This window comes from Brevundimonas sp. UBA7506, from assembly GCF_002479495.1.
In the GTDB taxonomy this organism is placed as follows: Bacteria; Pseudomonadota; Alphaproteobacteria; order Caulobacterales; family Caulobacteraceae; genus Brevundimonas.
In genome coordinates this window covers 299,950-312,485 of the sequence record NZ_DLNQ01000010.1, presented here as the reverse complement: position 1 = coordinate 312,485, position 12,536 = coordinate 299,950, and the positions used below count along the sequence as shown (strand labels likewise).

At 67.0% G+C, this 12,536-nt stretch carries 11 protein-coding genes and 1 pseudogene; 7 read left to right on the top strand and 5 right to left on the bottom strand.

Annotated features, from left to right (window positions below; all coding sequences use genetic code 11):
• Window positions 1-129: 129 nt before the first annotated feature.
• On the bottom strand, window positions 130-1,278 hold the full coding sequence (locus B3K53_RS10475) for an acyltransferase family protein (protein WP_292084199.1): 1,149 nt from the start codon (window positions 1,276-1,278) through the stop codon (window positions 130-132).
• A gap of 231 nt (window positions 1,279-1,509) precedes the next feature.
• Between B3K53_RS10475 and B3K53_RS10470 the strand changes: the two are divergent.
• Window positions 1,510-2,340: pseudogene (locus tag B3K53_RS10470) on the top strand (alpha/beta fold hydrolase).
• A 10-nt stretch (window positions 2,341-2,350) separates the two neighbouring features.
• Here the strand turns inward: B3K53_RS10470 and folE are convergent.
• A complete protein-coding gene (folE, locus tag B3K53_RS10465) occupies window positions 2,351-2,938 on the bottom strand; it encodes a GTP cyclohydrolase I FolE (protein ID WP_292084198.1) in 588 nt (195 codons plus the stop codon).
• A 150-nt stretch (window positions 2,939-3,088) separates the two neighbouring features.
• Between folE and fliQ the strand changes: the two genes are divergently transcribed.
• The 5 genes from fliQ (at window position 3,089) to B3K53_RS10440 (ending at window position 9,212) form a co-directional block, all read left to right on the top strand.
• Window positions 3,089-3,355, top strand: coding sequence for a flagellar biosynthesis protein FliQ (fliQ, locus tag B3K53_RS10460; RefSeq protein ID WP_199183609.1), 267 nt, complete (start codon window positions 3,089-3,091; stop codon window positions 3,353-3,355).
• An 8-nt stretch (window positions 3,356-3,363) separates the two neighbouring features.
• Entirely contained in the window at window positions 3,364-4,134 is a 771-nt protein-coding gene (gene fliR, locus B3K53_RS10455; protein WP_292084197.1) for a flagellar biosynthetic protein FliR, read from the top strand.
• On the top strand, window positions 4,127-5,203 hold the full coding sequence (flhB, locus tag B3K53_RS10450; RefSeq protein ID WP_292084196.1) for a flagellar biosynthesis protein FlhB: 1,077 nt from the start codon (window positions 4,127-4,129) through the stop codon (window positions 5,201-5,203). Before fliR ends, flhB begins: the two co-directional genes overlap by 8 nt.
• 196 nt (window positions 5,204-5,399) lie before the next feature.
• Window positions 5,400-7,493 carry a cell cycle histidine kinase CckA gene (gene cckA, locus B3K53_RS10445; protein WP_292084194.1) on the top strand — a complete coding sequence of 698 codons (2,094 nt, stop codon included), beginning with the start codon at window positions 5,400-5,402 and terminating at the stop codon, window positions 7,491-7,493.
• A 1,542-nt stretch (window positions 7,494-9,035) separates the two neighbouring features.
• Complete coding sequence (locus B3K53_RS10440; protein ID WP_292084193.1) at window positions 9,036-9,212, top strand: hypothetical protein; 177 nt, start codon at window positions 9,036-9,038, stop codon at window positions 9,210-9,212.
• A 75-nt stretch (window positions 9,213-9,287) separates the two neighbouring features.
• Here B3K53_RS10440 and B3K53_RS10435 read toward each other — a convergent pair whose 3' ends face one another.
• Both B3K53_RS10435 and B3K53_RS10430 read right to left on the bottom strand, forming a co-directional pair.
• Window positions 9,288-10,019: a DUF6456 domain-containing protein gene (locus B3K53_RS10435; protein WP_292084192.1), complete on the bottom strand. Its 732-nt coding sequence runs from the start codon at window positions 10,017-10,019 to the stop codon at window positions 9,288-9,290.
• The gene (locus B3K53_RS10430) at window positions 10,016-10,402 is read right to left on the bottom strand and encodes a chromosomal replication initiator DnaA (RefSeq protein WP_292084190.1); all 387 of its coding nucleotides are present in this window, start codon (window positions 10,400-10,402) and stop codon (window positions 10,016-10,018) included. Before B3K53_RS10430 ends, B3K53_RS10435 begins: the two co-directional genes overlap by 4 nt.
• Window positions 10,403-10,775: 373 nt before the next feature.
• On the opposite strand from B3K53_RS10430, the gene ctrA reads away from it, so the two are divergent.
• The gene (ctrA, locus tag B3K53_RS10425; protein ID WP_207825828.1) at window positions 10,776-11,477 is read left to right on the top strand and encodes a response regulator transcription factor CtrA; all 702 of its coding nucleotides are present in this window, start codon (window positions 10,776-10,778) and stop codon (window positions 11,475-11,477) included.
• A gap of 252 nt (window positions 11,478-11,729) precedes the next feature.
• On the opposite strand, the gene B3K53_RS10420 is transcribed toward ctrA, so the two are convergent.
• Window positions 11,730-12,407, bottom strand: a complete 678-nt coding sequence (locus B3K53_RS10420; protein ID WP_292084189.1) for a methyltransferase domain-containing protein — start codon at window positions 12,405-12,407, stop codon at window positions 11,730-11,732.
• Between the last annotated feature and the right edge of the window lie 129 nt (window positions 12,408-12,536).

Below are 12,536 nucleotides of genomic sequence, written 5' to 3'. Positions count from 1 at the left end.
CGCAGCATGGTGGAGGGGGCGGAGGCAGGACCGATGCTGAAAGATTAGACGGCGGCGCGCGACGCTCGCCCCCTCCACCGCCTTCGGCGGTCCCCCTCCCCCGTCGCTTCGCGACAAGGGAGGATCAAATCACCCCTCCAGCGAGATCACCGGCTCCTTGATCAACGCGCGGGCGTGTCCGCGCTTCTTCAGCCAGGCGCGGATGCGCTTCTGGATGGGATTGTCGACGCCGTAGTGGAACAGGAAGGCGAAGACGAAGGCCGCGCCGACGCCCATGACCCACAGGGCCCAGCGCGCGGCCTCGCCCAGGTTCAGCCTGTTCGCCGTGGCCTCGGCCAGACCGAACCAGCCGATGCGGACCACCTCGTTCGAGATGAACATGGCGAAGGAGACGACCGCCGCCTGCTCCACCAGCTTCGACGGCCTGGTCACCGGCACGGCGCCCGCCGCCAGGATGATGATGGAGATGAGGGTCAGCGAGATCAGGGCGTGCTTGTCGAAATACTGCACGACAGCGAGCGCCACGGAGGCCAGCAGCAGGGCCCATCCGGCCAGACGCGGGTTGATCCAGACGCCCTGCGCGAACCAGGCCAGCCCCATGCCCAGCACGAACAGGGGCAGGGCGCGCCAGATGCCGAAGGCCAGCGGCATCTGATAGACGGGGTACTTCAGGATGGCCCAGCACAGCTCGTTGGCCGCCAGATAGCCGATCACCACCAGTCCCAGGGCCATCCACGGCCCGACCCGCGTCAGCCCGCGCAGCACCCAGGGGAAGGCCAGGTAGCAGCCCAGCAGGGCCGAGATCGACCAGCTGGGCGCGTTCCAGCCCAGACCGCCATGCACGCCGAACGACTGCACCAGCGCCACCTGCGCCGGCAACTGGTCCCAGGCGAACCACTCGGGATGGGTCGGCGGCATGCCGATGGCCGTGCCCAGCAGCACCATGGCCACCAGCAGGGCCAGCATGATCAGATGGGCCGGAAACACCCGCAGCGACCGTTTGAGGAAGAAGTCGGTCCTGGACATCCGCCCGCCGCCGACCGCCGCCCCATAGACGCGCATCAGCACATAGCCGCTGTCGATCAGGAAGAAGTTGGTCAGCAGGAAGCCGCCCCGCTCGAACACCGGGTGCACGGCCTCGGCCAGGGCGTGGGGCGCGGATGCCTGGAAGTGATGCAGGATGATCAGCGACGCCACGATGAAGCGCAGCGCGTCCAGCCACCCGCCGCGCATGATCGGCGGCGGCTCATTATGAGACGAAAACGCGGTCCAGCCCATGACGAGGCCTCCTTCGACGGCGGGACTCGCAAGAAAGGGGCCGCGCGGATTCGTGATCGGCGGGCCGGGCGCGACGAAGCCCGGGGCGTGCTAGGGTCCGTCGTGGGGCGACCTTCCCGGCCCCTTCAGTTCCCAGTTCCTGACCTGTCGCCCGGCCTTCATCCGTGGCGCAGGCGCGTGCGTGCTCCCTCCCTACGGGCCCGCGGGCCCATGGCCACAGGATGCTGAACCATGCCTTTCATCACGACCGACGACGGGACCGAGATCTTCTACAAGGACTAGGGAGCCGGGCAGCCGCTCGTCTTCCATCACGGCTGGCCGCTGAGCGCGGACGACTGGGACGCCCAGATGCTGTTCTTCCTGGGGCAGGGCTATCGCGTCATCGCTCATGACCGGCGCGGTCATGGGCGTTCGACCCAGACCGACAACGGTAATGAGATGAACACCTACGCCGCCGACGTGGCGGCGCTGGCCAAGCATCTGGACCTGCGCGACGCCGTCCACATCGGCCACTCGACCGGCGGGGGAGAGGTCGCGCGGTATGTCGCCCGCCACGGCGAGCCGGACGGCCGCGTGGTCAAGGCGGTGCTGATCGGCGCCGTGCCGCCCCTGATGCTGAAGACCGAGGCCAATCCCGGCGGCCTGCCGCTGGAGGTCTTCGACGGTTTCCGCGCCGCCCTGGCGGCCAACCGGGCCCAGTTCTATCGGGACGTGCCTTCCGGTCCCTTCTACGGCTTCAACCGCGACGGCGCGCAGGTGTCGCAAGGCGTCATCGACAACTGGTGGCGTCAGGGGATGCAGGGCGGGGCCAAGGCTCACTACGACTGCATCAAGGCCTTTTCGGAGACCGACTTCACCGAGGATCTGAAGGCCATCACCGTGCCGACCCTGGTCCTGCACGGCGACGACGATCAAATCGTGCCGATCGACGATTCGGCCCGGCTGTCGGCGCCCCTGCTGAAGAACGGGACGCTGAAGATCCATCCCGGCCTGCCGCACGGCATGTGCACCACCCACGCCGACGTCATCAACGCCGACCTGCTGGCCTTCATCAGGGGTTAGGGCGCGAGGGTCAGCCCCGGACGAGGCGCAGGAACTCCTCGCGCGTCCGGGGATCTTCGCGGACGGTGCCCAGCAGGCAGCTGGTCGAAAGGCTGGCGCCGGGGACGTCGACGCCGCGCATGGTCATGCAGCTGTGCTCGGCCTCGATGACCACGCCGACGCCGTGGGGGCGCAGGACGTCCTGGATGGCGTTGGCGATGTCCGAGGTCATCTTTTCCTGGATCTGCAGGCGCCGCGCGAAGCCGCGCACCACGCGCGCCAGCTTGGAGATGCCGACAACGCGGTCCGTGGGCAGGTAGCCGACGTGGGCCACGCCGACGACCGGCAGCATGTGGTGTTCGCAGAAGCTGACGAAGCGGATGTTCTTCAGCACGACCAGTTCGTCGTAGCCGCCGACCTCCTCGAAGGTCTTTTCCAGATATTCGCGCGGTTCGACCTCATAGCCCTGAAACAGCTCGCGATAGGACTTGGCCACCCGCTTGGGCGTTTCCAGCAGGCCCTCACGGTCGGGATTGTCGCCCGCCCACTGGATCAGGGTGCGGACGGCGGCTTCGGCTTCGGCCTGCGAGACGGAGGGTTTGTGCGCGTGGTCGGTCATAGCGTGTCCATATAGCCGGGCGCGGCGATCAATCCAGCCGTCAGATCGTCATCGGCCCAAAACGAACTGTACGTACGGGGGTGCCGATCGGGTTTCCTAAACGGCCTGTTAACCATCCTGTCGGCATTTTCTGCCCAGTTCCCGGGAGTGGTGATGAGCGGCGCGGAAGTTCTGGATATTGGCCGTGACGCCATCTGGCTGACGATCCAGCTGTGCGCCCCCGTGCTCGTCGTCGGCCTGGTGGTCGGCGTGGTCATCGGTCTGTTTCAGGCCCTGACGCAGATTCAGGAACAGACCCTGATCTATGCGCCCAAGATCATCGCCATCTTCGTCTCGCTGCTGCTGTTCCTGCCGCTGATGGGGGCGCTGCTGGGCGGCTTCATGCGCGAGATCGCCGCCCGCATCGCCGGCATGTAGGCCGTCGCATGGAGCCTTACGCCACCGCCGATCAGATCTGGGCCGGCGGGCTGATCTTCGCGCGGATCGGCGCGATCCTGATGACCATCCCCGGCATCGGCGAAAGCTATGTGCCGCCGCGCGTGCGCCTGTCGCTGGCCCTGCTGCTGTCGCTGGTCATGTGGCCGCTGGTGGCGGGGACCCTGCCGGCCCTGCCGCCGACCCTGGGGGGCATGGCAGGCTGGATCATCCGCGAGGTCCTGACCGGCCTGGCCATCGGCGTCATCCTGCGCAGCTTCATGACGGCCCTGGTCACGGCGGGCGAGATCATTTCGCAGCAGACCACGCTCGGTTTCGCCCAGACGGCCAACCCGCTGCAGGCCTCGCCGGGCTCGACCCTGTCGGCCTTCCTGATGCTGCTGGGGGTGACGCTGATCTTCGCCACCAACACCCATCACCTGTTCATCGCCGGCATCCTGGGCTCCTACGAGACCATCTCGCCCGCCAAGCCGATGATCGCCGCCGACTTCGCCGCCATGGCTGTCCGGACCCTGGGGCAGAGCTTCATGCTGGGGGTCCAGCTGGCCGCGCCGGTCCTGGTCTTCGCCCTGATCTTCAACCTGGCGTCCGGTCTGGTGGCGCGGGTCATGCCGGCGTTTCAGGTCTATTTCGCCGCCGCTCCGCTCAGCGTCCTTCTGGGCCTTTCGATCTTCGCGCTGAGCCTCGGCGTGATGGGAACCATCTTCATCGACCGCTATCGCGCCCTGACGCGAGTGTTCACGGGAGGGAGCCTTGGCTGAAGGTTCCGATCCCGAGTCGAAAACCGAAGAGGCCACCCCGCGAAAACTTGAGGACGCGCGGAAGAAGGGCGACGTCGCCAAGTCGCCGGACGTGGCGGCGGCCATGTCCCTGGCCGGCGCCGTGGCGGTGCTGCTGATCGGCGGCGGCTATTTCTCGCAGCAGATGGCTGAGGACATGCTGCCCTTCCTGGCCGAGCCGCACGCCATGCTGGGTGGGCTGGAGGCGGGCGCCGGGGTCGAGATCGGCATGAGGGCGGTCTGGGCCGTGACGCCCTTCCTGGCGGCCCTGATGCTGGCGGTGATCATCGGCGGGGTGGGGGGCAATCTGGCCCAGTCGGGCTTCATGTTCACCGCCGAGAAGCTCAAGCCCAAGTGGTCGTCGGTCAGCCCGCTGTCCGGCTTCAAGCGCATCTACGGGCCGGACGGCATCGTCCAGTTCATCAAGACCTTCCTGAAGCTGATCGCCATCGGCGCGGTCTGCTGGTGGGTGCTGAAGCCCCACGCCCGCGAGTTCGAGAACCTGGCGGCCATGAGTCCGGCCGCCATCCTGCCCTTCGCGCGGGATCTTGCGGGATCGCTGATGATCGCCGCCCTGATCTTCCTGGCCTTCACCGCCGGGGCCGACTTCATCTGGCAGAAGTTCCGCTTCGCCAAGCGGATGCGGATGACCAAGGAGGAGATGAAGGAAGACTTCAAGCAGACCGAGGGCGACCCTCACGTGAAGGGCAAGCTGCGTCAGATCCGTATGCAGCGCAGTCGTCAGCGCATGATGCAGGCGGTGCCGGGCGCCACGGTGATCGTCACCAACCCGACCCACTATTCGGTGGCTCTGCGCTATGAGCCGGATCAGGGCGACGGCGCCCCCATCTGCGTCGCCAAGGGCGTCGATGCGGTGGCTCTGCGCATCCGGGAGCTGGCGAAGGAGAGCGGCGTGCCGATCGTCGAGAACGTGCCCCTGGCCCGCGCCCTCTATGCGACGGTCGAGGTGGACGAGGTCATCCCGCGTGAACATTTCGAGGCGGCGGCCAAGGTGATCGGCTTCGTCATGCAGGGACGGAAGCGGCGGTGATAATGCAGCGCCGTGTTTCTCCCTCCCCTTCATGGGGAGGGTGGCTGACGCGCAGCGTCAGACGGGTGGGGGCGGCGTGGCTGATCAAGCGCTGCGCCCGTTTCACCCAGCCCTCCCCACCCGGTCGCCGCGCGACCACCCTCCCCATGAAGGGGAGGGAGAGGCGTCTCGTTAGGGCGCACGAACGAGCTTCGGTATGCTGATGGTTAATGATTCGCGCGGGCAGGACGCCATGACGATTTCCCGGCCGAAGGCGGCGATGACGCGCCGTCCGACCTTTGATCCCCTGTTGGTGGTGATGGCGCTGGGTTTCTCCCTGGCGGTCGCGGCCATGGTCTATCCGGCGTTTCGCGCCAACGCCTTCACGGCGCCCGGTCTGATCCTGATCTTCGCGGCGGGCGCCACGGCGGTGATCTGGCTGTTCGCCTTCGGCCGGGCCGAGGTGCGCCGGGCTCACGGCGACACGGCGGTCGAGATGCTGGACGCCATGGCCGAGCCGGCGGCGCTGGTGTGGCCGTCCGGTCAGGTGCTGGCCTACAACGCCGCCTGGGCCGAGGAGAACGGCGCCGTTACTTCGCTTCCGCGCGGCAAGTCTGCGCAAGCCCTCTACATGGCCTTCGCCCAGGCTCGCGAAGGCCATCAGGGCCGCGCCATTGTCCAGATCGGCGCGCGCGAGATTGAGGTCCTGATCGGTCAGGCGGGGCAGGGGCGTTTCCTGGTCCGCGCCGCGCCCGACGCCGTCCTGCCGGTGCCGCAGGCCGCCCCCGTCGCCGCCCCCGCCAAGGTCAGCGGCGAGGCCCGCGCCATGGCCGCCGGCGCGCCCTTCGGTTCGACGGTGATCGCCGGCGACGACCTGTTCGCGGGCAGGGCCGAGGATTCCAACGCCGCGCTCGCCGTCCTGACCGGCCCGGCCGCCTCGGGCGACGCGGCGTTTGGCCACCTGTTCGATCTGGCGGGCGTGACCGAGGCGAAGGCCAAGCTGGCGGCCGGGTCTTCGGGGCCGATCGAGCTGGTGGCCCGCGCCTATCCCGACCGTCACCTGCACCTCTATGTCGCGCCGGAAGGCGACAAGCGCCGCGTCTGGCTGTTCGACGTCTCGTCACAGAAGTCGATGGAGCTGCAGCTGTCGCAGGCCCAGAAGATGCAGGCCGTGGGCCAGCTGGCCGGCGGCGTGGCCCACGACTTCAACAACCTGCTGACCGCCATCCAGATGCAGCTGTCCGAGCTGCTGGAGCGCCATCCGGTCGGCGACCCCTCCTATGACGGCCTGAACCAGATCCGCCAGACCGGCATCCGCGCTGCCGACCTGGTGCGCAAGCTGCTGGCCTTCTCGCGCAAGTCCACGGTGCGGCGCGAGCGTCTGGACCTGGGCGAACTGGTCGGGGAATTCGCGGTCCTGCTGCGCCGTCTGCTGCGCGAGGACGTGCGTCTGGAGACCGACTACGGCCGCGACATGCCGCTGGTCCTGGCCGACAAGAGCCAGCTGGAAACCGCCGTCATGAACCTGGCGGTCAACGCCCGCGACGCCATGCGCGGCGTGGTCGAACCGGGCGCGGGCGTCGTCACCATCAAGACCCGCCGCCTGACCGAGGGGCAGGCTCGCGACATGGGCTGGCGCGAGGCCAAGGGCGAGATCGCCCTGATCGAGGTGTCCGACACCGGTCCCGGCGTGCCGCCGGAACTGCTGGACAAGATCTTCGAGCCCTTCTTCACCACCAAGGCGGTCAACGAAGGCACCGGCATGGGCCTGGCCACCGTCTATGGCATCGTCCAGCAGGCGGGCGGCCACATCAGCGTCTCGAACATCGAAGGCGCCGGCGCCGCCTTCCGCATCTTCCTGCCCGCCGCCTCGGCCGAGGAACTGGTCGCCGCCCCGGTGGTCGAGAAGGTGGTCAAGGCCGCGCCGCGCGACCTGTCGGGCGCCGGCCGCATCCTGTTCGTCGAGGACGAGGCCGCCGTGCGCGGCATCGCCGCCCGCCTGCTGCGCCAGCGCGGCTATGAGGTGATCGAGGCCGCCGACGGCGAGGAGGCCCTGATCCTGGCCGAGGAATGGGCCGGCCAGATCGACATGATGATCTCCGACGTCATCATGCCGGGGCTGGACGGTCCGTCCTTGCTGCGCAAGGCGCGACCCTTCCTCGGCGACGCCCCGGTCATGTTCATCTCGGGCTATGCCGAGAGCGACTTCTCGGACCTGCTGCAGGACGAAACCGGCGTCTCCTTCCTGCCCAAGCCGCTGGACATCAAGACCCTGGCCGAACGCGTGAAGCAGCAACTGCACGCGAGCTAAACCTTCACCGCCGTCATCCCGGGGCTGCGCGGCAGAACCCGGAACCCAGGCGGCGGATTTCAAACCCTCGCCCCCATCAGGTGCAGTCGCCTGAGCCCCGGCGCTTCGCTTCGCTACGGCCGGGAGGGCGGCGGAGTGACTGGGGCGCGCGAGTCTGCTTTCGCGCGGGACACCTATTTCGCAAATCGACCCATAGCGAACCTTAGATGAGCCACGGCATTGGCCGGAAGATGCCGTCCGGGATTAGGTGTGCAGTTTGGCGAGGCCTTCCTGATCTGCCTCGACAACTGGGCGAAGGGATGGGCAGATAGGAGATGTCCTTGTTGCTCGCCCTTACGATCCAAGTGGTTGTATCGCCTACCGCGCACTGCACGGGCGCGCGGCGAAATGAGGTATGCACGGAAACGGGCCGGGCTGAGCTTCGGCAACAACTGGGGCTTCAGCCATTAGAGGTGGAGACGGCTCAAGGGGTCGAAGTCTATCGTGCGTTCTACCTTGAGGGGGGCGGAGCACGGCCAGCGGTCGCCTTCGTTCGCCGTCCGGGCCAGAACCCGTCCGTCGAGGTAACGGCGGGCGTCGGCAGCTTGATGCACGCCGATGTCCCCCTCGACGTCTGGAGCCAAGTCCAAGCCGCAGGTCAGGTCGCCGACCTAGCCGTCATTCCAAGACAGGGGTCAGAGGGCGTATGCATGGACGGCGGGGCGGTGTTTGCAGAAATTGGCCTGCCGGCTGCCAACTCGCGAAGCCCGGCGATCAATCGGCAGCGGGCGGCGAGCAACTGCCAGGACAGTGGAACACTGTTTTTCTCCCGGCTCCTGGCTCAACTGGCAGAGCGGCTGCTCCCCGGTTGTGCAGCGATCCCTCACGATTTCCTTTCGGATGCAGTCACGCGACTTCATTATTGCCGGCGGCTAACTGGCGACCAAATAGCCGCCGCCGAAGTCATGGGTTTGGCGCACCGTAAGACGAGCGTCCGGCAGGATGACTCCGTAGCCCGCAAGCGAGCGGAGTGGGCTCGCGCCACGGGCGTGGATCCTTGGACCCGGCTGCGGTGGGCCGGTGAAGATGTTCCGCCGAACCCGGGCGGACGCGACGCAGGGGGAGCCACGGATTTCTTGATCGCCAGGTCGGAGGAAGCCCCCAGCCTAAGTTTCCGTCCGGTTGCTTTCAATGGTGTGTCGGCTACGGTCGTGGAGGTGAGCGGGCATGCGTCCAAGTCCGCCGAACCAAGCAGTGGCTCGCTATACGCCAACTATCGTCAGGTTTGGCGGCGCACCGCTGGCCAGGAATGGCGCGTTACAGAATGGTCAGTCGAACCGTTCGCACCCGTTCTGTAACCGCCCGCGGAGGCCTCCCAAAGGCTGCAAGCCTAGGTCTGCTTTCCACCCTTAGCTGACTTTGACGCCGACCTCTTTTCGGCCCGTAGGCCGACGTCCGCTTTCGGCATCGAAGCCCAGGACCGAAAACGACCCGTTGCGGACATTCAGCTTGGCTGTGATACGCTCGAACTTCGGCTGAGTTGTCGCGGCTAGAGGAGTACGTATGTTTGACCACAACAAGCGTCTGTTCTGGGCAACGGTCGTTATCCTTCTCTTTATCGGCGCATTGTCTCCGGTTTTTAGAAACGACGAAGTTGCCGACTACGTTGGTTTTGGTTCTTCACTGATGCTTGCCGGAACTCTTTTCTGGATAGTGGTTCGAGCTAGGAACTTGCCGTGAGCTGATGAGCTAGCTCCTGCTCGATTGTCGAATGTCCGCTTCCCACCCATAGCGGACGTTGAGGACGTCTGTTTCTCACCCGATCCCGTAGTGATCGGCCAGGGCCTGCAACCCCTGTTTCAGCACGGTCTTGCCCTGGCGACGACGCAGCGACAGGTCCTGTTCCGCCAGTTGCAGCGATGTGCCATGGATGCAGACGCGCTCGACCAGGGCGCGCAGGCGCGGGCCGCAGGCGCTCAGCGCCGCCTCGACGCGGGCCGAGGCCGACAGGGCGCGATCGCCGGGTTCGACGCGGGCCGAACTGCCGCCGCCGGAGCGGGGCAGGGCGTCCCAGCGCATGGTCAGGGAGGGGCCGCTGAGGGCGATCTCGGCCTCATGGCGCAGGCGTTCGCCCGCCGCGACCTCGGCGGGGGTCAGCCAGGGGCGGCCCGAGGCGTCCTTGCGCCGGGCCAGCCAGGCGACGGGGCTTTCGCCCAGATTGGCGCGGCGCGTGGTCAGGCGTCCGTCGGCCTCCATGACCGGGCGCTCGCCCTCGATCAGGCCGGGGCGGCCGGGCAGCGAGGGCGACAGCGAGGTGTTGCGGGCGGGCGTCGGGCGCGGCAGCCAGCCGCCGCCGTCGCGTCGCCTCAGGCCCGGCCGTTCGACCAAGGCGCGAAACGCCGCCTCGTCCAGGGTCAGCACCACCCGCCCGCGCCGGTCGCCGCCGAGCCTCAAGGGGTAGGCCCCGCCCGACTGATCCAGCCAGGCGCCGGGGCGGTCCAGCAAGGATCGGGCGCGTTCCAGCATACGTTTTTGGGGCAGGCTCATCGCGCGGCTCCCAGGGCGAGGGCCAGGTCGACGGCGGGCAGTTCCGAGACGGCGCGCAGGCCCGACTCCAGCCCATCCATCACCGCGTCGTAGCGGTCGTCGTCGCGTGCGTCCTCGGCCCAGCGGCAGGCGGTCGAGGCGGTGGCCCGGTTCAGGCCGAAGGCGTGGCCGACCCGCTCCAGCGGCCAGCCGTAGGAGACATGGGCCAGATACATGGCCGACCAGCGGGCGCGGCAGGCGCGCGGGCGCGTCCGTTCACGCCGGAGCATCTCGCTGGCCGGAACCCCGAAGGCGTAGGCCGCCAGATGCAGGGCCGCGTCGGCCCGGATGCGGTCGCCCTCCGTCACCGGCACGCGATAGGGCTCGGCCCGATAGGATTCCATGTCGTCAGTTGCTCCCGAACCTATTCTTCTGTCGTCCCCATCATGTGTCGTACAGAGGGGTGGGTTAGGAATCTTGTCCTAATCAACGTCAGAATCGGTCGTTTCGCCTTGTCCCGCGCGGGATCGGCTGTGGAGCGATGGATGCGCGGCGGGGGATGATGCGCGCGTCAAGGGGGCAAGGCGCGCTGCATGGTTAATAAATTAACGAATCCTTGACTCGGGCCTCTGGACGGCGATTCGCAAATCACCTTAGGCGTTTCATATCGGGACCCGTTAACCCTTCTTAAGGTTTTGACCCGTTAACGTTGGAACAAGGTTACCCGGCTGTCGCTCCCTTGGCGGCCGAGCCAAAGCTTTGCCTGGAGGGGCATGAATGCGCGTCCTGCTGATTGAAGACGATCACGCCACGGCCCAGAGCATCGAACTGATGCTCAAGTCGGAAGGCTTTAATGTCTATACGACCGACCTGGGTGAAGAAGGCATCGATCTGGGCAAGATCTATGACTACGACCTCATTTTGCTGGACCTGAACCTGCCCGACATGAGCGGCCTTGAGGTTCTGCGTCAGCTGCGCGTCGGCAAGATCAATACGCCGGTCATGATCCTCTCGGGCAGCCACGAGATCGAGACCAAGGTCAAGACCTTCGGCGGCGGCGCCGACGACTACCTGACCAAGCCCTTCCACAAGGACGAGCTGATCGCGCGCACCCACGCCGTGGTCCGTCGCTCCAAGGGTCACGCCCAGGCCATCATCCACACCGGCGAGATCGCCGTGAACCTGGACGCCAAGACGGTCGAGGTTGACGGTCATCGCGTGCATCTGACCGGTAAGGAATACCAGATGCTGGAGCTGCTCTCGCTGCGCAAGGGCACCACCCTGACCAAGGAAATGTTCCTGAACCACCTGTACGGCGGCATGGACGAGCCCGAGCTGAAGATCATCGACGTCTTCATTTGCAAGCTGCGCAAGAAGCTGGCGACGGCCGCCGGCGGCAAGCACTACATCGAAACCGTCTGGGGCCGCGGCTACGTCCTGCGCGACCCGTCGGAAGGCGCGATCAACGTCGCCGCCTGAATGACGCCCTGAGCCTCCACTCAGGTCCGAAGATTGAAGCGCCCGCCGGGAAACCGGCGGGCGTTTTGCTGTTCTGGGCCCTTCTCCCCTTGAGGGAGAAGGTGGGCGCCGGAGGCGCTCGGATGAGGGGTGTAGGCGCCTGACTAGGCAATGAAAAGCGATGACGCCTGCCCGATCACCCAAGAGCGTCGCTCACACCCCTCATCCGTCAGGCTCCGCCTGCCACCTTCTCCCACAAGGGGAGAAGGAAGATCAGCCTCGCACCGCGATCAGCGACTTGGTCAGGCCCAGCACCACCTCGTCGTGGTGTTCGGCGTCGGGCAGCAGGAAGCGGAACTGGGTCTTGTCCAGCAGGCGGGCGTGCTGGACGTCGCGCATGGCGGCACCGACGTCGGGGGCCTTCTGCGAGAAGCCGTGGGCCTTGCGCATCAGGGCGCGCGCCCGGCTCTGCTCGCTGCGCCAATGGAAGAAGGGCGCCGAGAAGTGGGGCTCGATCGGGAACCAGAAATAGGGGGTCTGGACGTAGTAGCGCGGGGCCAGGCGGCGGGCCTCGGCGGCGAAGGCCTCCATCCGCACCCAGTCGCCGACGTGCTCGACGACCGAGTTCGAGTGGACCAGGTCGAAGCTGTTGTCCGCATACTGGGGCAGGGAGCAGGCGTCGCCGTCGACATTGTCGAACAGGGTCTGGTCCACGGCCTCGAAGCCGCCGGGGTTCACCAGGGTGATGCGGACCTTCATCGCGTCGAGGAAGTCGCGCGGGAACAGGTTCCAGTATTCCGGCTCGCCGCCCAGATCGATGATCCGCACCGCGCCCGTCTCGGCGTGGATGGCCTCGATCAGGGCGGTGACGCGCCTGGCGCGGGCGCGGCGGAAACGGGACACCAGCGAGTTGGGGTCGGCGTTATCCTGAAGGGCGTGGATCAGCTTCATGACGCCGTTAGATCAGGTCGGCGTTGCCTTCCGGTAAACCTGTCGGTCCTCCCCCGTGCAACGGGGGAGGGGGACCGCGGAGCGGTGGAGGGGGCGGCTTCAAGCTGGCGCTCAAGCGTTCGGAATCCG